This is a genomic window from Ensifer adhaerens, assembly GCF_028993555.1.
GTDB classification, from domain to species: Bacteria; Pseudomonadota; Alphaproteobacteria; order Rhizobiales; family Rhizobiaceae; genus Ensifer; species Ensifer adhaerens_I.
This window is the reverse complement of sequence record NZ_CP118611.1, coordinates 2,508,026-2,529,857: the sequence shown is the minus strand read 5'-3', so window position 1 is coordinate 2,529,857 and position 21,832 is coordinate 2,508,026. Positions and strand designations below refer to the sequence as shown.

General features: G+C 63.3%; 19 protein-coding genes. 13 read left to right on the top strand and 6 right to left on the bottom strand.

Annotation, left to right across the window (positions count from 1 at the left end; all coding sequences use genetic code 11):
• Position 1: 1 nt before the first annotated feature.
• Entirely contained in the window at positions 2–1,126 is a 1,125-nt protein-coding gene (locus PWG15_RS31555) for a DmpA family aminopeptidase (protein WP_275025536.1), read from the top strand.
• Positions 1,127–1,171: 45 nt separating this feature from the next.
• Here PWG15_RS31555 and PWG15_RS31550 read toward each other — a convergent pair whose 3' ends face one another.
• Positions 1,172–2,047 (bottom strand): helix-turn-helix domain-containing protein, encoded by an 876-nt coding sequence (locus PWG15_RS31550; RefSeq protein ID WP_275025535.1) that lies wholly within the window; start codon positions 2,045–2,047, stop codon positions 1,172–1,174.
• A gap of 94 nt (positions 2,048–2,141) precedes the next feature.
• Here PWG15_RS31550 and PWG15_RS31545 point away from each other — a divergent pair, with 94 nt between their 5' ends.
• The 3 genes from PWG15_RS31545 to PWG15_RS31535 all read left to right on the top strand — a co-directional run bounded on the left by PWG15_RS31545 (position 2,142) and on the right by PWG15_RS31535 (position 5,637).
• Positions 2,142–3,704 (top strand): 4-hydroxyphenylacetate 3-hydroxylase N-terminal domain-containing protein, encoded by a 1,563-nt coding sequence (locus PWG15_RS31545; RefSeq protein ID WP_275025533.1) that lies wholly within the window; start codon positions 2,142–2,144, stop codon positions 3,702–3,704.
• Positions 3,705–3,712: 8 nt separating this feature from the next.
• On the top strand, positions 3,713–4,225 hold the full coding sequence (locus PWG15_RS31540) for a flavin reductase (RefSeq protein ID WP_275025532.1): 513 nt from the start codon (positions 3,713–3,715) through the stop codon (positions 4,223–4,225).
• 158 nt (positions 4,226–4,383) lie between these two features.
• Positions 4,384–5,637: a sensor domain-containing diguanylate cyclase gene (locus PWG15_RS31535; RefSeq protein ID WP_275025531.1), complete on the top strand. Its 1,254-nt coding sequence runs from the start codon at positions 4,384–4,386 to the stop codon at positions 5,635–5,637.
• A gap of 103 nt (positions 5,638–5,740) precedes the next feature.
• Here the strand turns inward: PWG15_RS31535 and PWG15_RS31530 are convergent, their stop codons facing one another.
• Both PWG15_RS31530 and PWG15_RS31525 read right to left on the bottom strand, forming a co-directional pair.
• Positions 5,741–6,448 carry a YczE/YyaS/YitT family protein gene (locus tag PWG15_RS31530; protein WP_275025530.1) on the bottom strand — a complete coding sequence of 236 codons (708 nt, stop codon included), beginning with the start codon at positions 6,446–6,448 and terminating at the stop codon, positions 5,741–5,743.
• A 164-nt stretch (positions 6,449–6,612) separates the two neighbouring features.
• Positions 6,613–8,340, bottom strand: a complete 1,728-nt coding sequence (locus tag PWG15_RS31525; RefSeq protein WP_275025528.1) for an amidohydrolase family protein — start codon at positions 8,338–8,340, stop codon at positions 6,613–6,615.
• Between the two features lie 190 nt (positions 8,341–8,530).
• On the opposite strand from PWG15_RS31525, the gene PWG15_RS31520 reads away from it, so the two are divergent.
• Positions 8,531–9,433 carry a LysR family transcriptional regulator gene (locus PWG15_RS31520; RefSeq protein ID WP_275025527.1) on the top strand — a complete coding sequence of 301 codons (903 nt, stop codon included), beginning with the start codon at positions 8,531–8,533 and terminating at the stop codon, positions 9,431–9,433.
• 64 nt (positions 9,434–9,497) lie between these two features.
• Here PWG15_RS31520 and PWG15_RS31515 read toward each other — a convergent pair whose 3' ends face one another.
• Positions 9,498–10,976, bottom strand: a complete 1,479-nt coding sequence (locus tag PWG15_RS31515) for an aldehyde dehydrogenase (RefSeq protein WP_275025526.1) — start codon at positions 10,974–10,976, stop codon at positions 9,498–9,500.
• Positions 10,977–11,085: 109 nt separating this feature from the next.
• The gene (locus PWG15_RS31510; protein ID WP_275025525.1) at positions 11,086–12,537 is read right to left on the bottom strand and encodes an APC family permease; all 1,452 of its coding nucleotides are present in this window, start codon (positions 12,535–12,537) and stop codon (positions 11,086–11,088) included.
• Between the two features lie 300 nt (positions 12,538–12,837).
• On the opposite strand from PWG15_RS31510, the gene PWG15_RS31505 reads away from it, so the two are divergent.
• Genes PWG15_RS31505 through PWG15_RS31480 form a run of 6 tightly spaced genes read left to right on the top strand, consistent with a single transcriptional unit; the run spans position 12,838 to position 19,208 of the window.
• On the top strand, positions 12,838–13,620 hold the full coding sequence (locus PWG15_RS31505) for an IclR family transcriptional regulator (RefSeq protein ID WP_275025523.1): 783 nt from the start codon (positions 12,838–12,840) through the stop codon (positions 13,618–13,620).
• Positions 13,620–14,873 (top strand): Tm-1-like ATP-binding domain-containing protein, encoded by a 1,254-nt coding sequence (locus tag PWG15_RS31500; RefSeq protein ID WP_275025522.1) that lies wholly within the window; start codon positions 13,620–13,622, stop codon positions 14,871–14,873. The genes PWG15_RS31505 and PWG15_RS31500 overlap by 1 nt, the downstream gene beginning before the upstream one ends.
• An 8-nt stretch (positions 14,874–14,881) precedes the next feature.
• Complete coding sequence (locus PWG15_RS31495) at positions 14,882–15,544, top strand: HAD family hydrolase (protein ID WP_275027281.1); 663 nt, start codon at positions 14,882–14,884, stop codon at positions 15,542–15,544.
• Positions 15,545–15,546: 2 nt separating this feature from the next.
• Positions 15,547–16,902 carry an aspartate aminotransferase family protein gene (locus tag PWG15_RS31490; protein WP_275025521.1) on the top strand — a complete coding sequence of 452 codons (1,356 nt, stop codon included), beginning with the start codon at positions 15,547–15,549 and terminating at the stop codon, positions 16,900–16,902.
• Between the two features lie 4 nt (positions 16,903–16,906).
• Positions 16,907–18,190, top strand: coding sequence for an aspartate aminotransferase family protein (locus PWG15_RS31485; RefSeq protein WP_275025520.1), 1,284 nt, complete (start codon positions 16,907–16,909; stop codon positions 18,188–18,190).
• Positions 18,191–18,197: 7 nt separating this feature from the next.
• Positions 18,198–19,208, top strand: a complete 1,011-nt coding sequence (locus PWG15_RS31480; RefSeq protein ID WP_275025519.1) for a phosphotransferase enzyme family protein — start codon at positions 18,198–18,200, stop codon at positions 19,206–19,208.
• 20 nt (positions 19,209–19,228) lie between these two features.
• On the opposite strand, the gene hpaR is transcribed toward PWG15_RS31480, so the two are convergent.
• Positions 19,229–19,717: a homoprotocatechuate degradation operon regulator HpaR gene (hpaR, locus tag PWG15_RS31475; protein ID WP_425536793.1), complete on the bottom strand. Its 489-nt coding sequence runs from the start codon at positions 19,715–19,717 to the stop codon at positions 19,229–19,231.
• Between the two features lie 108 nt (positions 19,718–19,825).
• Between hpaR and PWG15_RS31470 the strand changes: the two genes are divergently transcribed.
• Positions 19,826–20,218: a 5-carboxymethyl-2-hydroxymuconate Delta-isomerase gene (locus tag PWG15_RS31470; RefSeq protein ID WP_275025517.1), complete on the top strand. Its 393-nt coding sequence runs from the start codon at positions 19,826–19,828 to the stop codon at positions 20,216–20,218.
• A 64-nt stretch (positions 20,219–20,282) separates the two neighbouring features.
• Complete coding sequence (gene hpaE, locus PWG15_RS31465; protein ID WP_275025516.1) at positions 20,283–21,800, top strand: 5-carboxymethyl-2-hydroxymuconate semialdehyde dehydrogenase; 1,518 nt, start codon at positions 20,283–20,285, stop codon at positions 21,798–21,800.
• The last annotated feature ends 32 nt before the right edge of the window (positions 21,801–21,832 follow it).

The window sequence follows — 21,832 nt, the reverse complement described above, 5'->3', positions numbered from 1 at the left end:
CATGAACGACAAGACCTCTACGCCCTCCTCAGCTCGCGCCCGCGATATCGGCCTGCCCTTTTCCGGCCGCACTGGCCGCTTCAACGCCATCACCGATGTCGAAGGCATCGCCGTCGGCTTCCGCACCATCGAGGAAGAGACCCCTCGCCCCGGCCGCAAGCGTCCGGTGCGCACCGGCGTCACCGCCATCCTGCCGCATGTCGGCTCGACCACCCCGGTCCCCGTCTATGCCGGCGTGCACCGCTTCAACGGCAATGGCGAGATGACCGGCACCCACTGGATCGAGGACGGCGGTTTCTTCCTGGGGCCAGTGATGATCACCAACACCCACGCCGTCGGCATGACCCACCACGCCACCATTCAATGGATGCTGGAGCGCTATAAGACGACTTACGACACCGACGATTTCCTCTGGCTGATGCCCGTGGTGGCCGAGACCTATGACGGTGTCTTGAACGACATCAACGGCCAGCCGATCACCGAAGCCGATGTGCGCGCAGCACTCGACAGCGCCACGTCAGGCCCGGTCGAGGAGGGCAATTGCGGCGGCGGCACCGGCATGATCGCCTATGGCTTCAAGGGTGGCACCGGAACCGCATCGCGCGTCGTCGAATTCGGCGGCCGCGACTATACGATCGGCACGCTGGTGCAGGCCAATCACGGCCAGCGAGACTGGCTGACGATCCGCGGCGTTCCGGTCGGCGAGCACATGCGCGACGGTACGCCGCAAAGCCAGATGCAGGAGCGCGGCTCGATCATCGTGGTGATCGCCACCGACCTGCCGATGGCGCCGCATCAGCTGAAGCGACTGGCGCGGCGGGCAGCGATCGGCATCGGCCGCAACGGCACGCCCGGCGGCAACAATTCCGGCGACATCTTCCTCGCCTTCTCCACCGCCAACACCCAGCCGATGGCGCACAAGGCGCCGCCGCGCCTGTCGCTGGAGATCGTCAATGACGAGCTGCTCGATCCGGTCTACCTCGCGACCGTCGACAGCGTCGAGGAGGCGGTGGTCAACGCAATGATCGCGGCCGAGGATTCCGGCGGTACGCCCCATGACCGCTTCAAGATCCAGGCGATCCGGCACGAACCGCTGATGGAAGTGATGCGCGCCTACGGCCGATAGCCGCACAGTCACGGCGATCAAGCCACCCGCTCCCGGGGTTGGCGGTTAGCCGGCTCCGGGCGCGTTGACGCGCGCCCGGCGCCAGTCGCTCGGCGCCTCGCCCACGCGCAACCGAAAGAAGCGTGAGAAATAGGCGGCATCGGCAAAGCCGATCTCATAGGCGATGTCTTCGAGCGGCCGCACGGTGAAGAGCAGCAAGCGCTTGGCCTCCAGCAGGCGGCGCTCGTTGATCAGTTCCTTGACCTGCATGCCGAAGGCCTCCCTGCTCGCCTTGGCGAGCAGATGCGGCGTCGTCGCCAGCGCCTCGGTATAGTGCCCGACGCTCCAGTTCTCGCGGAAATGTAGATCGACGAGCCGGCGCAATTCCGTGGCCAGGACAGCTTGCGTCGGCTGACCGGCCGGCGTGGCGGATGCCAGCCGGGCGATCTGGGTCAGGATGGCGGCGACGAGCGAAGCGAGCATTTTCTGACTGCCAACCGCACCGCCGGCATATTCGTCGGCAACGATATCGAGCAACTCGGCAAGACGACGCCAGCCCCGGTCTTCGCCTTCGCCACGGATCATCGTCGGCCTATCGAGCGCCAGTGTCGTGTTCTCCCGAATGGAGAGCAACGCCCCGTCGGCGATCGAGACGACGACAGCATCACTGTTCTCCGGATCGACCGAAAAACCGTGCACGATGCCGCTCGGCACGAAACTCACCGCTGGCGCTGAAAAGTCCAATGGCTTGTCGTCGATGAAATAGGTGCCGCGGCCGCTCAGCCAGAAGGTGATCTGTCCCATCTGGTCGTGTTTATGCGCCCTCACCTGTCCCTGGTGCAGGTTCCGACGTGCCATCACGGTCTCGACATGGAAGAACCCCGGTTCGAGCTGTTGCTCCGGCTCGCCGTAGACGAAGAAACTGGGAATAGTGTCGGTCATCGTTCACCGGAAAAAGTCCAAGTCATTTTGCCATTCTGTCCATGGCGGCCGACGAATTCAACGCCTAGCCTTGACGAAACTCAAGGAGGAGAAAATGAGAGCAGAGGATTTCCGCGCCGACAGGACGCGGCCCTTCACCGGCGCCGAATATCTGGAAAGCCTGCGCGACGGACGCGAGGTCTATATCAACGGCGAGCGCATTAAGGACGTCACCAGTCATCCGGCCATGCGCAACTCCGCCCGGTCGCTCGCACGGCTCTACGACGCTCTGCACGACCCCGCGAAGAAAGAGATCCTGACGTCGCCGACCGACACGGGCTCCGGCGGATATACCCACAAGTACTTCCGCGTCGCCCGCTCGTCGGCCGAGCTTGCCGCCCAGCAGGGCGCGATCGCCGAATGGGCGCGCATGTCCTATGGCTGGATGGGCCGCACCGCCGATTACAAGGCGGCGCTGATGAACACGCTCGGCGCCAATGCCAACTGGTATGGCCCCTTCAAGGACAATGCGCTCGCCTGGCACAAACGCGCCCAGGAAGCGGCGCTGTTCATGAACCACGCGATCGTCAATCCGCCGATCGACCGCCACAAGCCGGCCGATGCGGTCAAGGACGTCTTCGTCCACATCACCAAGGAAACCGATGCCGGCATCTACGTCTCCGGTGCCAAGGTGGTCGCGACCTCCTCGGCGCTGACGCACTATAATTTCCTGGCGCAAAGCTCGGCGACGGTGACGGAGGATCCTTCGCTCTCGGTGATGTTCATCGTCCCGATGAACGCGCCGGGCATCAAGATGTTCTGCCGGGTCTCCTACGAGCAGACCGCCAATACGGTCGGCCATCCCTTCGACTATCCGCTGTCGTCGCGCTTCGACGAGAACGACGCGATCCTGGTGCTCGACAATGTCTTCGTGCCCTGGGAGGACGTGTTGGTCTTGCGCGATGCCGCCAAGATCCTCTCCTTCCACCCGGCCTCCGGGTTCATGCATGGCTATTGCTTCCAGGGCTGCACTCGCTTTGCGGTGAAGCTCGACTTCCTCGCAGGCCTGCTCGCCAAGGCGCTCCGCGCTACTGGCGGCGATGCGTTCCGCGGCAACCAGGCAGCGCTCGGCGAGGTCATCGCGCTTCGCCACATGTTCTGGAGCTTTTCCAATGCCATGGCGCACAACCCCATCCCCTGGGCCGACGGCGCGGTGCTTCCCAATCTGGAAGCCGCACTTTCCTACCGTACCTTCATGTCGGAGGCCTATCCGCGTGTCGTCGAGACGATCCGAAAGGTCGTAGCCTCCGGTCTCATCTACCTGCCATCTTCGGCGCGCGACTTCGGCAACCCGGAGATCGATCGTTACCTGGCGCAATATGTGCGCGGCTCGAACGACATGGGCCACATCGAGCGCATCAAGATCATGAAGCTGCTGTGGGATGCGACGGGAACGGAGTTCGGCGGACGGCATGCGCTCTACGAACTCAACTATGCCGGCGCGCCGGAGGAAGTACGGCTGCAAGTGCTGAAAGGGGCCGAGCGCGGCGGTCGGCTGAAGGAGATGGAAGCGCTCGTCGACCAGTGCATGGCCGACTACGACGAGAACGGCTGGACCGGCAACACCTGGCTGCCGCCGCTCGACGATGCGGCCACCCTGCGCAACGCCGCCGAATGAGGCCCGCCATGGAACCGCTCGTCTCGAAGACCGAGTTTCGCAACGCCATGGCGCGGGTCTGCGCGCCGGTCAACGTCATCACGACAAACGGACCCGCCGGGCGCGGCGGGTTCACCGCCACCGCCATGTGTTCTGTGACCGACGAACCGCCGACGCTGCTCGTCTGCATGAACCGCAACTCCGCGCAATGCGGCCTGTTCATCGAGAACCGGCGCTTCTGCGTCAACGTGCTCAGCCATGACCACAGGGATCTGGCCGGCCATTTCGCCGGCGCGACGCAGGACATGGCGGCGCGTTATGCCGCGGCCGACTGGGTCGAGATGACGTCCGGCAGCTTCGCGGTCAAGGACGCGATCGTCTCGCTCGACTGTGAGCTGGCGGAGGCACGGTTGCTCGGAACGCACCATATCCTGATCGGCCGCGTCGTCGGCATCCGCTCGCGCAGTGACGGCAACGCGCTGCTCTACTTCGACCGCAACTACGTGCACGTACCGACGCAGCTCGGGAGTTTCGGCGGGTAAGGCATCGGCGGGGTCTCGCCCCGCGACACGAACACGGCCCATTGACGTAAGTTTCGCCAAAGAGCCGATGCAATCCACACCCATGTGCTGATCAGTGCCTTTTGTTTTTTCCGCAAAGCGCTCTATTTGCTTGGCGCGCAACGAGAAAGGAAAACGGAATGGTGGTTGCTCAGCCAGCCGGACGGCCAACGACGGAGGCGAAAGGCAGGGAATTCGATCGCCTGACCGCTCTTGGGCACCTCGATATTCTCGACACGCCGAGAGACGAAGGCCTTGAACGGGTCGTGCGGCTGATAAAACAGGTCTTCGCCATCGACATCGGCATCGTCTCTTTGGTCGACGCACATCGCCAATGGTACAAGGCCTGCTCGGGGCTCGCGGCCGACGAGGTGCCGCGGGAAGACACGTTCTGCCGATATGTTGTCGCCTCCGAGGAACCGCTTGTCGTGCACGATGCCACGACGGATCCGCGGTTTTCCGGACATCCGGCGGTCACTGGCCCGGAACATATTCGGTTCTACGCCGGCGTTCCGTTCAAAACGAAGGATGGACATACGGTCGGCACCGTGTGCGCGATCGATCGTGCGCCGAGACACTTCACCAACAAGGACCTGGCGATCCTGACCGAACTGGCGGGCGTGGCGATGGACCGGATCGATTTGCTCCGGTCGGCCGCGACGGACGGGCTCACCGGCACGCTGACGCGCCGCGCCTTCCGCGAAGAGGCGGACAAGCTGGTTTCACTCGCCATAAGGCATCAGCACGACGTGTCGTGCATCGTCCTTGATGTCGATCACTTCAAGCGGGTCAACGATACCTATGGGCACGCGGCTGGGGACGAAGTCTTGAAGGCCGTGAGTTCCGTCTGCCAGTCCAATCTACGGGCGAGCGACCTGTTCGGGCGGCTTGGCGGCGAGGAGTTTGCCATCATGCTGCCACATGTCGACGCGAAGGGCGCGCTGGCTGTTGCGGAGAAGCTAAGGGCAGCGATTGCCGCTCAAACGATCCACGGCGACTTCGGTCAGCTTGCTGTCACCGCCAGCTTCGGCACATCGGCGCTATCGCTCAAGAGCAGAGAGATCGGTGCATTTCTCGCGCAGGCGGATGCCGCCATGTACCTTGCCAAAGCCGCCGGACGGAACCGTTGTGTCGATTGGAGCAGTCTCGACACCCGTTATCAGGCAGGCCCACGGCAACGTGTCCTGAAGGCCGGTACCATTCTCTACAACGACCGTCATTCAAGGATAGACTGCACGATCAGGTCTCTTGGCGCCGATGGTGCCGCCGTGACGGTTTCAAACTCCGCAGGCCTTCCACCGGAACTCGTGCTGGTCGTCGCCGGCGACGGCTTCGAGACCAGATGCCAGGTCGTCGCGCGCGACCGGCAAAACCTTGAGCTTGCTTTCGGATAGAACCGCTTGCCAACTGGCGCCGACCGCATAGCCGACAATTCAGCCGGCTACTGAAAAGGAGGGCTGCCAACTCGGCCGCCCTCTTCGATCACGACGCGAAGTGCTACTTCGCGGTCGCTTCCAGCCCCTTCGGCGACGCCGCCTTGCCGCCCTGTACCTTCCTGAAGAGGAAGAAATAGAGCTTGATGTATTGCCCGACGAGAATGGCATTGAGGATCGTGCCCTCGCGGATGAACTTGACCTCGGCGAGGAACGCCAGACCGATGCAGGCCGAAAGGACCAGCAGGGTGCAATCGAAACCGGTCTTGATGTTGCCCCACTTCCAGCCGGTGCGCTTGAAGATGGTGTTGACGAACATGTCGATCGGCATCAGCACGAGATTGGCGCGGATCATCAGGAACAGACCGAAAGCGAGCGCCGCGTCGGCAAAGACCAGCAGTGCCACCCGGAACGGATAGGCGTCGAGCTTGATGAACTCGGTGATACCAAGGTTGAAATCGAGGAACACTGCCAGCACGAAGGCCGGGATCAGCGACGCGAAGTTCTTCAGCTTGAAATCCTTCGGCAGGACCAGATAGGTCAAGAACAGCATGATCAGTTCGAGCATGAAGTTGTAGGTGCCCTGGCTGAACGGCGGATAGACCAGCGTCATGGTCCTGGTCAGGCTGCTCTGGGGCGATATGCCGATCCCTGCCCGGATCGCCAGGCTGACGCCGAAAGTCAGCACATAGATGCCGACAACATACATCATCCAGCGCCGCGTCAGGCTGCCGGTATCGACGATCTCGGCTTCCGCCGCATTGTGGTCCATAGTTTCCTCCCTCGAATTTTATGCGGGCTTCTTTCGCCCGCCTGCTCATCCCCCCTCAGCGATGAGCTTTTGAATGTTTGGCTTGTCCGCCCATTGCGGCGGCCAAGCCATTCCCCTGGGCCGACGGATACCGAAGCACCCGCCGGTCCTTTCTGCAGTGGCTCCTAGGCCATGAAGCGGAACCGATGCAACGAGATGAACAGGCTGAGCAGCTTGTTGACCACCGGCTCGCCTTCGTTGCGGTTGCCCAGTGCCTCAAGTGCGGCATCGATCGCGCCGGCGCTCGCCGTGAGTTCCTTCACGGTCATGTTGGCCATGACGCCGTAGATTTCGAGCGGCAGGACCGCCATGTCCTCTTTTCCGTCGGTGACGATGCAGGCGCCGGCGTAGCTATCGACCCGCTTGAGGCAGTGGCACATTTCGCCGCTGTCCTCACCGACGACGACGAAGTAAGGCTTCGGTGCCGGCCAGAAGGTGGCGACCGCGCCACGATCCACATGGACGCCCTTGAACAGGCCGTTGACGATGTGGCGCTCGCCGTCGGCATAACGCTGCACGACCGACAGCCGGCTCAGCTTCACGCCATCATGTTCCGCGACGACCTTGCCGTCCGTGAGCGGCACCCAGATCTCCTGGTAGAATTTGGCGTGGCCGCGACCATAGACATCGAAGAGATAGACCTTCGCACGGGTCCCGTCCTCCGACACCTCAAGCGGCACGATATCGAGCTGTTCCGGCCTCAGGTCGGCAAGACCTTTCACGCCGTCCTTGCACATGCCGGAATAGTCGATCTCGGCGTTTTTCAGCAGCTTGCGGTCTTTGGCGACCAGTTCGCCATCCTTGAACACGTAGAGCGGATTGATGCGCGACAGGCTGTCGGTGAGGACGATGTCGGCGAAACGCCCAGGCGTCAGCGAGCCGATCTTGTCCTCCATGTGGAAAGAACGCGCCGTGTTGTAGGTCGCCATCTTGATCGCCTGGATCGGGTTGATGCCCATCTCGGCTGAGAGCGAGATGATCCAGTCCATGTGGCCCATAGTCAGCAGCCGCTCGATCGAGATGTTGTCGGTGCAGAGCATGAAGTTGTCGGTCGGCCACTTGCGGTCGACGATGGCGCGCAAGAGCACCTTGATCACCTCGCTGCTGCCGACCCCGAACTTGATGTGCGTCGGGAGGCCGTAGCGGATGCTCTTCTCGATGTCCTTCTCGTTCCAGACGTCGTGATTGTTGGACACGCCGATCGCCGGCAAATAGTTGAGGATCATGTCGGAAAGAGCGGTGACGCCCCAGTGGCCGTTCATGAAGCCGCCTTTGGCCCGCACCCAGGCGGCCTTGCGGAAATCATCCTCATTGCCGGAGCTGTAGGTGAAGTGCTCGAACTCGCCAAGACCGATCACCGGCTCCATCTTGAGCACGGCCTCGGTCACCGAGGCCGCAGTCTTCTTGCCAGGTGCGAAGGCGTAGAGGCGGTAGGGCAATTGGTCGTAATCCCTAAACAGCGCCTCGGCGGCTTCCACGCCTTCCTTGCCGGCGGCGCTGAGAAGATCCAGGCATTCGGCATAAATCGTCGTCGTGCCGCAGGGCACCATCGCTTCGGCGAGTGCAGTCGGATGGGCAAGCTGCGACTCGAAATGGATATGGGCGTCGATCAGGCCGGGGATCGCATAGAGCCCCCTGCCGTCGAACACGTCCTTGACCTTCAGGATCGCCTCGTCCGGGTTGAGCGCGATAATGCGCTTGTCATAGACGAGGATCGAGCCCTGATGGACGGTCTCTCCGTGAACATCGAGGACGTTCAGGTTCTTCAACAGAAGGTCGGCTTCCTTCTCGCCGTTCAGGATATCGAAGATGGCGCGCACCTTGTCGTAGTGCGCGGCTTCAGCGTTGTTCACTAATAGTCCTCCACATTCCTTGTCGCCGGGCGCCCGCGAACACGCACGGATCGGCGACAGATTGAGCTCCCGCGGGCGCTGGCAGTGCGCCCCTCGCCGACCATAAGAGGCCATTGCACCGCTTCCGAAAAGCAGTATTAAATGCGCGCACTGTTCTCTTTTCGAGAACACATGAAATGGGAAGATCCTCATGCTGCATTCGCGCGTGCTGCGCTACCTTGACGAAGTGGCGCGCTGCGGCTCGATCCGTGGCGCCAGTGAAAGGCTCAACGTCGCTGCCTCCGCGATCAACAAGCACGTGCTGCAGCTGGAAGAAACAATCGGCGAACCGCTGTTCGAGCGCTTGCCGCGTGGCTTGCGCTTGACGCCTGCCGGAGAAATCCTGGTCGCGCATGTGCGGCGCACGATGAAGGAGTACAACCAGGTCGAGGCCGAGATCCGCGACATCAAGGCGTTGCAGAGCGGCGAGGTGATCATCGCCACGATGAACGGCCTTGCAGGCGGCATCGTGCCCAAGGCCGTCGCCACATTCGGTGCGCGCCATCCACGCCTGAAGATCACGATCCGGGTGATGTTTGCCCGCGACATCGTTCAGGCGGTTGCCGATGGCGAGGCCGATCTCGGCTTTGCCTTCAACCTGCCGGCTTCGCCGCAGCTTGAAACCCTCTGGAAGATGGACACCCGCCTCGGCGCGGTGGTGGCGCCTGAACATCCGCTCGTCGGCATGGAAACACTGCCGCTCGCCTCTTGCCAGCCGTATCCGCTGATCTTCGCCGACAGGTCTATGCAGATCCACGGCATCGTCGCCGACGCCTTCGCGCAGGCCGGCGTCGAGGTCGAGCCGACCTATCTCACAAACTCGATCGAGGCGATGAAGTGCCTTGCGGCCGCGGGCGACGGCATTGCCTTCCTCAGCAAGTTCGACATAACCGAAGAACAGCGCAACGGCATGCTGACCTACCTGCAGATCCGTGACCGGACATTCGGCAAGAACGTGCTTTCGCTCGTCCAGCGCGAGAAGCGCAGCCATGGCCTTGCGGCATCGATGTTCGCCGAGGAAATCATGCGGGCATTGCGCACCGCAATGGAGTAGGCCTGCGCCGAGATCGCATCCTGGCGAACTTCGGCGTCCGTCGAAGGCCGAGGGTCATTTGACCTTAAAGCTGGATCCAGGCCGTCTTCAGATCGGTATATTTGTCGAGCGCATGCAGCGACTTGTCGTGGCCGTTGCCGGATTGCCTGACGCCGCCGAGCGGCACCGTGTTGTCGGCGCCGCCATAGGTGTTGACGTGCACGACGCCGGCACGGATGCCGCGCACCATCCGGTGCGCCCGCGAGAGGTTTGCAGTCCAGACGGCCGAGGCCAGGCCGTAGTCGGTCGCATTGGCAATTCTCAGCGCCTCGGCCTCGTCGTCGAAGGGAATGATCGCCAGCACAGGACCGAAGACCTCTTCCTTCGCCAGTTTCATCTCCGGCTCAACATCGAAAACAGTCGGCTGCATGTAGGAGCCGCCAGTCTCTTCAAGAATGCGTTTGCCACCGAAGCGTAACCGCGCGCCTTCCGCCTCGGCACTGCGAGCGAATTCGAGGTTTTTCTGGAGCTGGACTTCGCTCGAAATCGCGCCAGCCTCGGTCGTCAACAGCAGGGGGTCGCCGACCTTCATCGACGCTGCGATCGCGGCCACATTCTCGGCGAAGGCTTCGTGGATTGAGCGCTCGACCAGCAGCCTTGAGCCGGCAACGCAAACCTGGCCGGAGTTGCGGAAGATGCCATAGGCGGAAATGCGCGCGGCCTGGTCGAGGTCGGGCGCATCGGCAAAGACGATGTTCGGCGACTTGCCGCCGAGTTCGAGGTAGACGCGCTTGAGGTTCGAGCGCGCGGAGTATTCAAGCAGCCGCCGGCCGACGCCGCCGGAGCCGGTGAAGGCAAGCACGTCGATATCGCCGTGCAGCCCGATCGCCTCGCCGGTGGTGGCGCCTCGGCCGGTCACGACATTCAGGACGCCTTCCGGCAGACCGGCCTCGGCGCAGATTTCGGCGAGCCTGAGCAGGCTGAGCGACGCGCCTTCGGCGGGTTTCAACACGACGGAGTTGCCGGCCGCAAGCGCCGGCGCGATCTTCCAGGCGCCGATCATCAGCGGGAAATTCCAGGGAACGATCGCCGCGACCACGCCGATCGGCTCGCGGTGCACCAGGCCAAGAATGTTTTCGGCCGTCGGAGCGATCTCGCCATAGACCTTGTCGAGCGCCTCGGCATAGTAGCGGAAGGTACCCGCGGCACTGCCGGGCTCCGCCTTCAGTGCCATCGAAATTTCAGTGCCATTATCGCGCACGCCGAGCACGGCAAGCTCCAGCGCCTGCGCTTCGATGATCTCGGCAATGCGCGTCAGCACCTTCTTGCGCACTGCGGGTGCCGCCTTCGACCAGCTTCCTTTATCGAAGGCGGTGCGGGCCGCCCGGACGGCTGCATCAACGTCGGCAGCACCCGCGTCGGCAATCGTCGTCAGATGGCTGCCGTCGATCGGCGACACGACATCGAGCGTTTCGCGGGAGAGGCTCTCCTGCCAGCGGCCACCGATGAACAGCTTCTGCCCGGCGACGGGAAGGCTTCGCAACTGGTCGATCTTGTCCTGCATGATGTACGGTCCCGTTTGGCTTGCGGGGACGGCGGAAATCCCGCCATCCCTCCTTCCTGGCGATTCCGCAGTTCCCGGAATTCCGCTTCCGGGACCTGCAAGCCTGCGATCAGATCTCCTGTCCGGCGCCAAGGCGGGCGAATTCGAGCGGGTTGCCCGATTTCAACGATGCCGCAAGCGCCAGACCGATCACGCCGAAGATCACGACCAGCCCCGGCAGCAACACGGCGAGCATGCCGGAGGCGCCGGCGAGATCGCCAAAGTTGACCGCAATCGCGATGATGACGGCAACAAGGATCAGCCCGGTGACAACAGGAATAATCTTGGTAACCAGCGGGTTGCGTTCGAGGCCGGGATTGCGGCCGAAGAAGGCGACGATCGCAAAGGCGGTGAAGGCCATCAGCGTCATGACCGCAAGCGTACCGACGTTGGTCAGCCACGAAAACAGCGCCAGCACCGGGTCCTGTCCCGTTGCCGCAAACAGCGCGACGACGAGGACGGCAATGACGGTCTGGATCAGCGAGCCGACATGCGGGCTGTGATAGACCGGATGGGTGACGCCGATCGAGGCAGGCAGCAACCGCTCGCGGCCGGCGACATAGAGATAGCGGGCGACACCATTGTGGAACGCCAGGACGCCGGCAAAGAGGCTGGTGACGAAGAGCACGTTCATCAGCGGTGGCAGCCAGCCACCGGCATAGCGCTCGGCAAGGCCAAAGAGGAAGGTGGTCGGATCGGCAAGGCCCTGCAATTCCGGCACCAGCTTGTCGGCACCGGCGGCGTTGACCATCAGCCAGGAGGTGAACATGTAGAAGATGCCGATGATGAGGACCGAGATATAGGTCGCGCGCGGCACGGTCTTGTGAGGCTCGCGCGCCTCTTCGCTGTAGATCGTCGTCGCCTCGAAACCAATGAAGGCGGCAAAGCAGAAGAGAATGCCGATCGACGGAGAGCCGGAAAGGACGGCCGACGGCGTGAACGACACCGCGGTCAGCCCGCTGTCGCCGCCCTTGGCGAGGATCGCCACGTCGATGACGAGCACGACGAGATATTCAAGGATGACGAGAACCGTCAGCACCTTGGCGGAGAGATCGACGCGACGGTAGCCGAGCACACCGACGATGGCGATGCCGACAAAGGTCCAGACCCACCAGGGCAGATCGATCCCGAAGCCGGCGAAAAGCCCTGCCGTTGCGGCGCCGAAGAGGCCGAAAACGCCGATCTGCATGGCGTTATAGGCAAGGATGGCGATCATCGCCGCTGCACCACCCATCAGCCCGCCGAGGCCCTGGGCCGTGTAGGCGTAAAAGGCGCCGGCATTGCGGATGTGCCGGGCCATCGCGACATAGCCGACCGAAAACAACAGCAGGATCAGCGTCACGAGCAGGAAGGTGCCGGGAATGCCGGCGCCATTGCCAAGCATCATCGACAGCGGCACGCCGCCGGCGACCGCGGTCAGCGGTGCGGCAGCGGATACGACGAGAAAGGTGACCGCGCCGACGCCAAGGGCGTTCTTGCGCAACTGGTTCGCGCCGGTCACGGGCGCAGATGAATTGTCCATAGTCCTTTAGCTCCCCTTGTTGGCGATGACGCCTTTTGTTGCCGCTGGTCCTTCTCTCCAGCGGCAAGCTCCCTGAAGCGGGACTAGGGCACGGGGTTTTGCTTTTTATCTTGGCCGCGCAAGTCTTTCGGTTCAATATGTGAACCTTAGCTTCAAATATAGACTTGCAAATTGCGCTCGGCCCTGTCAAGTTATTTCGCATGTTAAGTATCTCGACCTGAGACAATGAGGGCGGACGCACCGCCCCATAACGGGAACAGGCGGAGATGACTTGCGACGGCGCTCAACGAGGAGGAATGGATGAGCACCATCGGTAAGGCCCTGACCTTGCTCGACACGATCTCGCGCCTGGAGAAGGAAGCGGGTTTGAGCGACATCGCCAGGCATTGCGCGCTGGACAAGGCGACCACGCGGCGCTTTCTGGTCGAACTGGAAAAACACGGTTTCGTCGAACAGGATCCGGAAACGCGGCGCTATCGCCTCGGCGGTGCACCGGTGCGCCTTGCCCGCATCCGCGAGACGCGTTTTCCCTATCTGAGCGTTGCGACGCCCTTCGCCCGGGAACTGGCAAACCTCACCGGCGAGACGGTCCATCTTTCTGAACACGCAGCGGGACGGCTCTCGACCATCCATGTGGAAGACTCGCAGCGGGCGCACCGGGTCATCGTCGATGTCGGCAGCATCCTGCCCTTCCATGCGACTGCATCCGGCCTCGGCTTTCTTGCCTTCTGCCCGCAGAAGGACATCGACGCAGCCCTGTCGGCGCCACTGAAGGCGTTCACCGATCACACGCTGACCGACCCGGCAGCCCTGCGCCAGACGCTCGGCGAAACCCTGCGGCGCGGTTACTCGATCTGTCATCACGGGCTTGAAACCGGTGTCGTCAGCGTCGCCGCGCCGATCCGCGCGCCGGGCAGCCTACCGGTTGGGGCCATCGCCGTCGCAGCGCCTGCGACGCGCGCGGAAAAGGAGACGGTGGAGCAGATGGGTCGTGCCGTCATGGCCACGGCGCGGCGCATTTCCGAAAGACTTTTCGGGTTGGAGCAGGTTGCTGCCGATCCGCTGGCAAGGAGGGCCGGCTGATGAATGCAATGAACCGTCTCCCCAACATCCTCGTCGTGGGTACGGGAGACACCAAATGCGACGAACTCCAGTTCATGGCGTCCGTCATCCGCGAAGCCGGCGGACTGCCCGTGATGATGGATGTCAGCATTCTCGGCGATCCACCCTATCAGCCGGAATATTCCCGTCATGACATTGCCGACGCCGCCGGTGTCACCATCGAAGCGATTGCGGCAAGCGGCGACGAGCATAGCGCCATGGCGCTGATGGCGGCCGGTGCCGCTACCCTCACCCGCTCGCTTTACGAGGCCGGCCAGGCCGATGGCGTCATCATCCTTGGCGGCTCGATGGGCACCGATCTGGCGCTCGACGTCGCCGCAGCACTGCCGCTCGGCGTGCCGAAATTCATCGTCTCGACCATCGCCTACTCGCACCTGCTGCCGCCGGAACGCATTGCGCCGGACCTGATGATGATCCTTTGGGCCGGTGGTCTCTACGGCCTCAACGGCATCTGCCGTTCGGTGCTCTCGCAGGCCTGCGGCGCGGTCGTGGGTGCTGCCCGCTTCGGCACGAAGCCGGACGGATCGCGACCGCTGATCGGCATGACCTCGCTCGGCTCGAGCTGCCTCAGATACATGAAGTACCTGAAGCCGGAACTGGAACGCCGGGGTTATGACGTCGCCGTCTTCCACGCGACCGGCATGGGCGGACGCGCCTTCGAGGCGATCGCCGCGCAGAAGGGTTTTACCGCCGTCTTCGACTTCTGCATCCAGGAGGTCAGCAACCATCATCATGGTACCGTTGTGACGTCAGGGCCCGACCGTCTGGAGAATGCCGGGCGATCCGGTATTCCGCAGATCGTGGCGCCCGGTGCGGTCGATATGGTCGACCTGCCGGCCTGGCAGCCTGTCCCGGAAGCCTTTGCCGACCGCCCCTACCACGCCCACAATCGGCTGCTCGGCTCGGTGACCACATCGTCCGAAGGGCGGCGCGAGATCGCGCGCGTGATCGGCAGCAAGCTCAGGGATAGCAGCGCCGAGGTCGCCTTCATCCTGCCGCTTCGGGGCATCCAGGAATGGGACCAGCCGGGCGAGCCCTTGCATGAGCCCGAAGCGCTCGACGCTTTCGTTGGCGAGATGCGCCGGCAGATCCCGGAACGCGTCGCCCTGCACGAAGTCGACAACCACATCAACGCCCCGGAATTCTCGAAGGCAGCCCTCGCGATCTTCGACGACTGGGTGGCGCGCGGCATCGTGCCCGAGGGCCGGCCATGACGACCACCATGACCGACAAGGCGCTGATCCTCGATTTCGGCGGCGTCGTCACCCGCACGCTGTTTGAGACCCACGACGTCACCGAGCGCGCGCTCGGGCTTCAGCCCGGCACGCTCACATGGCGCGGCCCTTTCGACCCAGCGACCGATCCGCTCTGGGCTGCCATGCAGCGGCGCGAGATCACCGAGCGGGACTACTGGACGACGCGCACACGCGAGGTCGGGCACCTGCTCGGCGAGGACTGGACCGACATGAAGACCTTCGTGCAACGCGCCCGCGGAGCCGAACCGGAACTGGTGCTCCGCCCGGAAGCACGCGCAGCGATCCTCACCGCCCACAGGGCCGGTATCCGCCTTGCGATCCTCTCCAACGAACTCGACCTCTTCTATGGCGTCGCGTTCCGCGAGCGTTTCCCGCTGATCGAGCTTTTCGAGACGATCGTCGACGCCACCTACACCCAAATCCTGAAGCCCGATCCGCGCGCCTACGAGCTGGTGCTGAGCCAGCTCAATTTGCCGAGCGAGGCCTGCGTCTTCGTGGATGACCAATTGAAGAACATCGAGGGTGCGCGGGCCGTCGGCCTGCCTCACGTCCATTTCGACGTCACCCGACCCGCTGAAAGCTATGCCCGGGCGCTTCAGATGCTCGGCCTCGAACTGACAGGAGCATGACCATGCGCGAAACCAACTTCCTCATCGAGAACAATGCCCGCCACCTCTGGCATCCGATGGCGCATCCGGCCGAGATGCAGGCGACGCCGCCGCGCATCATCAATGCCGGCGAAGGCGTCGAGATCGTCGACATCCACGGCAAGAAGGTGCTCGATGCGGTTGGCGGGCTCTGGAACGTCAATCTCGGCTATTCCTGCGAACCGGTGAAGGAGGCGATCCGCCGTCAGCTCGACGACCTGCCCTATTATTCGACCTTTCGCGGCACCACAAATTCGCCGCTGATCGAGCTTTCCTACGAGCTCGCCGAATGGTTCCGCGAGGATGGGCTGACGCGCTCGTTCTTTACCTCGGGCGGCTCGGACTCCGTCGAGACCTGCCTGCGCCTTGCCCGCCAGTACCACAAGCTCAATGGCCAGCCGGAGCGCACCAAGTTCGTCGCGCTGAAGAAGGGCTATCACGGCACCCATTTCGGCGGAGCCTCCGTCAACGGCAACGCCAATTTCCGCCGCAACTACGAGCCGCTTTTGCCCGGCGTCTACCATCTGCCGGCGCCCTACACCTATCGTAACCCCTTCGACACGACCGATGGCGCCGTTATCGCCAAGGCGATCGCCCGGCTCTTCGAAGACGAGATCGCCTTCCAGGGGGCCGATACGATTGCTGCCCTGATCATGGAGCCGGTGCTTGGTGCCGGCGGCGTGATCGTGCCGCACGAAAACTTCATGCCGCTGATGCGCGACATCTGCGACCGTCACGGCATTCTGCTGATCGCCGACGAGGTGATCACCGCCTTCGGTCGCACCGGCGCCTGGACCGGCTCGCGCCTCTGGGGCGTGAAGCCCGATTTCATGTCGACCGCCAAGGCGATCACCAACGGCTACTATCCCTTCGGCGCCGTCATGATCGCCGACAAGGTTGCGCAAGTCTTCGAGAGCAACAAGACCGCCGCCGGCTCGATCGGCCACGGCTACACCTATTCCGGCCATCCGGTCGGTGCTGCGGCAGCACTCGCGACGCTGAAGGAAACGCGCAAGCAGAACGTGGCGGCCAACGCCAAGGCGCGCGGCGAGGAACTGATCGCCGGTCTCGAAGCGCTGAAGGACCGGCACGAATTGATTGGCGACCTGCGCGGCAAGGGGCTGATGTGTGCGATCGAGCTTGTCTCCGACCGCGAGAAGAAATCCGGCGCGGCGAAGGACGTCGTGCAGAAGGTTCAGGACGTGACCTATGATGCCGGGGTCATGGTGCGCACCTCCGGTGCCAACGTCATCCTGTCGCCACCGCTGATCATCACCGCAAACGATGTCGCCCGCATTCTGACGGCGCTCGACACCGGCCTCTCCGCGGCACGAGGATAAGGGTATGGCCGACAACGCGGATCTGATTGCACGCCGCGAGCGGCTGCTCGGGCGCAACATGTCGCTCTTCTACGAGGAGCCGGTGCATCTCGTGCGCGGCGAGGGTGTCTGGCTTTTCGACGCCGACGGTCGCCGCTATCTCGACTGCTATAACAATGTGCCGCATGTCGGCCATTGCCATCCGCGGGTGACCGAGGCGATTGCCAGGCAGGCCTCGACGCTCAACACTCACACCCGCTATCTGCACGAAGGCATTCTCGACTATGTCGGGCGGCTGACCGCCACCTTCGATGAAAGCCTCGATACGGCGATCCTGACCTGCACCGGCAGCGAGGCGAACGACGTAGCGCTGCGCATGGCCCAGGCCGTGACCGGCAAGACAGGCGTAATCGCCACCGACCACACCTATCACGGCAACACCGCGGCCGTGTCGCAGCTTTCGACCCGCATGCCGCCGGTCGGCGGCTTCGGTGGCCATGTGCGGCACGTGCCGGCACCCGACAGCTACCGGCCGCTTGGCGGCGAGCCAGGTGCCGCCTTTGCCGCGGCCTTCACCGCCAAGGTGGAAGATGCGATCGCCGCACTTGAGCAAGGCCCGCACGGTTTCTCTGCGCTGATCATCGATCCCTTCTTCGCCAACGAAGGTTTTGCTGAACTGCCCTCGGGCTTCCTCGACGGCGCTATCGCCGCCGTCAGAAAAGCCGGCGGCCTCGTGATCGCCGACGAAGTCCAGCCGGGCTTCGGCCGCACCGGCGGACATATGTGGGGACACCAGAAGGCCGGGTTCGTGCCCGACATCGTCACGCTTGGAAAGCCGATGGGCAACGGCCACCCGATCGGCGGTGTCGTTGCAGGCGCCGAGACACTCAACGTCTTCAGGAAGGCGTTCCGCTACTTCAACACCTTCGGCGGCAATCCGGTCTCCTGTGCCGCAGCCATGGCGGTGCTCGACGTGATCAAAGACGAGAAGTTGATCGAGAATGCCGCCAATGTCGGAGCCTATGCCAAGGAGGGTCTCGCTCGACTTGCCGACAAACATGGCTTGATCGGTAACATCAGGGGGAGCGGCCTGTTCTTCGGCGCCGAACTCGTCACCGATCGCGCCGAAAAGACGCCGGCAAGCGCGCTCGCGACCAAAGTGATCAATGACATGCGCGAACGCGGCGTGCTGATGGGCAAGCTCGGCATTCATCAATGCACGACAAAAATCCGTCCGCCGATGCCGTTTGCTCGAGACAATGCGGATTTGATGCTGTCGACGCTCGACGACGTGCTTTCGGGCCTGTGAGCGACTGATGTCGGCCGATTTGCCCAAACCTTATCGCGATGCGCTCGACGACCGGGCGCGTCAGGCACTCGCCCATTGGGGGGTGGCCGACCAACGGCCGGAGCTGCTGAAATACCGGGAGAATGCGGTGTTTCGCGTTAGCCTCGCCGATGGTCGCCCGGCAGCGCTGCGGCTGCACCGTGCCGGATATCATGGCGAAGCTGCGCTCCGCTCGGAACTGCAATGGATGGCGGCCCTCCGCGATGGCGGGCTGGCGGTGCCACAGCCGATCGCCACCCGGGACGGACAGCTGCTCGTCGCCTTGCCGGGAGAAGGCACGTTTGGCGCGCAGCATGCCGATATCATCGACTGGATGGATGGGGATCCACTGGGCGAAAGTGGAAAGCCATTGTCCCTTTCGCCCGAAAGGCTGGTCGCGATTTTCTCGGCGCTCGGCGCCTCGATGGCGAGAATGCACAATCTTGCCGACCACTGGACACCGCCCACGGGCTTCTGGCGCGCGGCCTGGGACGAAGAAGGCCTGCTTGGAGACCGTCCGCTCTGGGACCGGTTCTGGGATTGCGCGGGACTTTCTGGGGCACAAGTGGCAGGACTTTCGGCGTTGCGCCGTGACCTTCGACAACGCCTCGCGACGCTGCCGACGCCGGCTAAGGATTTTGGGTTGATCCACGCGGATCTCGTGCGTGAGAACGTACTGGTCGACGCAGCGGGGGTAAAATTTATCGATTTCGACGATGCGGGTTTCGGCTACCGCCTGTTCGATCTCGCGACCGCGCTTTTGAAGAACCGGCGCGAACCCACGTATGAAATGATCGCGGCGGCCCTGATATCAGGTTACCGCAGTGTCCGTGACCTTTCGGACGTAGCGCTCTCCGCGCTGCCGCTGTTCCTCGTGCTTCGCAGCCTCACCTATATCGGCTGGTTTGCCGAACGGCCGGAGCTGCCGGGCGCACGCGAACGCGTCGTTCGCTACGCCGGCGAAACGCTGGCGCTTGCAAGCGAGCTCGGGTTTGCATGATGACCTCGGCGTTGAAACGCTCAGTCGTTAAGGGTCGCAAGCTCATCGAGCATGTCGAGCAGAACTTCGACGCGTTCGCGGCCGTAACGGGTCTCGAGTTCCTCGTAGATCGCGCGGCTCTCTGGGCTGACGTCGGCGATCACCCGCATGCCCTCGGGTGCAATCTCCAGAAGCACGCGCCTGCCGTCGTCGGCGTCCTTGTGCTTGGTGATCAGGCCACGCTCTTCAAGCGAGCGGATGATGCGTGTGAGGCTCGGCGCCAGTATGAAGGCCTTGTCGGCCATTTCGGACGCATCGACCCGGCCGGCCTCGGCAAGGATGCGGATCACGCGCCATTGCTGCTCTGTAATGTCGTGACGCGCCAGCATCGGGCGGAAATGCGCCATGACCGCTTCACGTGCGCGCAACAGCGCTATCGGCAGCGACCGGCGCGTGTTGTGCGGCAAAAGGGCGTCGTGACCGAGGTCATCAGGAGTTTTCTCGCGGCTCATGGGCGTTCTATCCGACATTTTCTTTCGTTCTGCAATCGGCAGGCGCACGCGCTGAAAGCGAGCTGCTTGACACCGCCGGTAATTTTGTTAACGTGTTAAATATATGAGAGCGCATCGGGAGGAAAGATGCCGCATCTGACAATCGAATATTCGGGCAATCTCGACGGCCGCGTCGACTTTGCAAAGCTGTGCCGCACGATCCACGCGACCATCCTCGGCACCGGCCTGTTCGAGCTCGGCGCCGTCAGGGTGCGCACGATCCGCAGCGCCGACTATGCGATCGCCGACCTCTTGCCGGAAAACGGCTTCATCGACCTGTCCTTTCGTATCGGCCGCGGCCGCACCGAAGCCGAGAAGAAGGCCACGGGCGACGCCATCTTCAAGGCCGTGAGCGACGAGCTTTCAGCGCTCTTCGCCACGCCGCATTTTGCCCTCAGCCTTGAGATCCGCGAGATCGACCCGGAACTGAGCTGGAAGAAAAACGCCATTCACCCCCGGCTGCGCGGCTCCAAAGGCTGAGCGCGGCGCCAATCCCAACGACAGCAGTGCGCGGCAAAAGTCTGCGCCAGCATCGGAGACCAGCATGTCCAAGCTCGACGAAAACCTCGCCAAGGCGGAACGTTATCTCGCCCGCTTCAAGAGCGAGGGCGTGCTCAACCACATCAACGGCGAAGCGGTGCCGGCACTTGACGGTGAGACCTTCGAGACGATTTCGCCTGTTGATCTGAAACCGCTTGCGAAGATCGCCCGCGGCAAGGCTTCGGACATCGACCGCGCTGCAAAAGCCGCGAAGGCTGCCTTTGCCGATTGGGCCGCTATGCCCGGCGAAGCGCGCAAGAAGCTCCTGCACAAAATAGCCGATGCGATCGTCGCCCGCGCCGAGGAGATCGCCTTCGTCGAGTGCATGGATACCGGACAGTCGCTGAAGTTCATGGCCAAGGCGGCGCTGCGCGGTGCGGAAAACTTCCGCTTCTTCGCCGACCGGGCACCGGAAGCGCGCGACGGCAAGGTGCTGCGCGGCGGCAACCAGATCAACATGACCACGCGCGTGCCGATCGGCCCGGTCGGCATCATCACGCCGTGGAACACCCCCTTCATGCTGTCGACCTGGAAGATCGCGCCGGCACTTGCCGCCGGCTGCACGATCGTCCACAAGCCGGCGGAGTTCTCGCCGCTGACCGCACGGCTTCTGGTCGAGATCGCCGAGGAAGCCGGGCTGCCGAAGGGCGTGTGGAACCTTGTCAACGGTTTCGGCGAGGATGCCGGCCGGGCGCTGACCGAACACCCCGCCATCAAGGCGATCGGCTTCGTCGGCGAAAGCCGCACCGGCTCGATGATCATGAAGCAGGGCGCCGACACGCTGAAGCGCGTTCACTTCGAGCTTGGCGGCAAGAACCCGGTCATCGTCTTTGCCGACGCCGATCTCGAACGAGCCGCCGATGCCGCCGTCTTCATGATCTATTCGCTGAACGGCGAACGCTGCACCTCGTCGTCTCGGCTTCTCGTCGAAGAGAGCATCTATGATCGCTTCACGGCGCTCGTCGCCGAGAAGGCCAAGCGCATCAAGGTCGGCCACCCGCTTGATCCGGAAACCGTCGTCGGCCCGCTCATCCATCCGGTGCACGAGAAGAAGGTGCTCGACTATATCCGCATCGGCCGCGAGGAAGGTGCGACGGTTGCGGCCGGCGGCGAGAAATTCGCGGGGCCAGGCGGCGGCTGCTACGTCAGCCCGACGCTCTTCACCGGGGCCAACAACAGTATGCGCATCGCCCAGGAAGAGATCTTCGGGCCGGTACTCACCGCAATCCCGTTCAAGGACGAGGCGGATGCGCTTTCGCTTGCCAATGACACTCAATACGGTCTGACCGGCTACCTCTGGACCTCGGATGTCACCCGCGCCTTCCGCTTTACCGATCATCTCGAGGCCGGGATGATCTGGGTGAACTCGGAGAACGTGCGCCACCTGCCGACGCCCTTCGGCGGGGTCAAGAGTTCGGGCATCGGCCGCGACGGCGGCGACTGGTCGTTCGATTTCTACATGGAAACCAAGAACATCGCCTTTGCCAGCTCGGCGCATGCGATCGCCAAGCTCGGCGGCTGAGCGCGCTGGCGGAAAATCTGGAGGAGACATCA

Bases quoted from the DNA above. Each gene is read 5' to 3' on its own strand.
- PWG15_RS31555 (WP_275025536.1), top strand. From the start codon at position 2: ATGAACGACAAGACCTCTACGCCCTCCTCAGCTCGCGCCCGCGATATC.
- PWG15_RS31550 (WP_275025535.1), bottom strand. From the start codon at position 2,047: ATGACCGACACTATTCCCAGTTTCTTCGTCTACGGCGAGCCGGAGCAA.
- PWG15_RS31545 (WP_275025533.1), top strand. From the start codon at position 2,142: ATGAGAGCAGAGGATTTCCGCGCCGACAGGACGCGGCCCTTCACCGGC.
- PWG15_RS31540 (WP_275025532.1), top strand. From the start codon at position 3,713: ATGGAACCGCTCGTCTCGAAGACCGAGTTTCGCAACGCCATGGCGCGG.
- PWG15_RS31535 (WP_275025531.1), top strand. From the start codon at position 4,384: ATGGTGGTTGCTCAGCCAGCCGGACGGCCAACGACGGAGGCGAAAGGC.
- PWG15_RS31530 (WP_275025530.1), bottom strand. From the start codon at position 6,448: ATGGACCACAATGCGGCGGAAGCCGAGATCGTCGATACCGGCAGCCTG.
- PWG15_RS31520 (WP_275025527.1), top strand. From the start codon at position 8,531: ATGCTGCATTCGCGCGTGCTGCGCTACCTTGACGAAGTGGCGCGCTGC.
- PWG15_RS31515 (WP_275025526.1), bottom strand. From the start codon at position 10,976: ATGCAGGACAAGATCGACCAGTTGCGAAGCCTTCCCGTCGCCGGGCAG.
- PWG15_RS31510 (WP_275025525.1), bottom strand. From the start codon at position 12,537: ATGGACAATTCATCTGCGCCCGTGACCGGCGCGAACCAGTTGCGCAAG.
- PWG15_RS31505 (WP_275025523.1), top strand. From the start codon at position 12,838: ATGAGCACCATCGGTAAGGCCCTGACCTTGCTCGACACGATCTCGCGC.
- PWG15_RS31500 (WP_275025522.1), top strand. From the start codon at position 13,620: ATGAATGCAATGAACCGTCTCCCCAACATCCTCGTCGTGGGTACGGGA.
- PWG15_RS31495 (WP_275027281.1), top strand. From the start codon at position 14,882: ATGACCGACAAGGCGCTGATCCTCGATTTCGGCGGCGTCGTCACCCGC.
- PWG15_RS31490 (WP_275025521.1), top strand. From the start codon at position 15,547: ATGCGCGAAACCAACTTCCTCATCGAGAACAATGCCCGCCACCTCTGG.
- PWG15_RS31485 (WP_275025520.1), top strand. From the start codon at position 16,907: ATGGCCGACAACGCGGATCTGATTGCACGCCGCGAGCGGCTGCTCGGG.
- PWG15_RS31480 (WP_275025519.1), top strand. From the start codon at position 18,198: ATGTCGGCCGATTTGCCCAAACCTTATCGCGATGCGCTCGACGACCGG.
- hpaR (WP_425536793.1), bottom strand. From the start codon at position 19,717: ATGTCGGATAGAACGCCCATGAGCCGCGAGAAAACTCCTGATGACCTC.
- PWG15_RS31470 (WP_275025517.1), top strand. From the start codon at position 19,826: ATGCCGCATCTGACAATCGAATATTCGGGCAATCTCGACGGCCGCGTC.
- hpaE (WP_275025516.1), top strand. From the start codon at position 20,283: ATGTCCAAGCTCGACGAAAACCTCGCCAAGGCGGAACGTTATCTCGCC.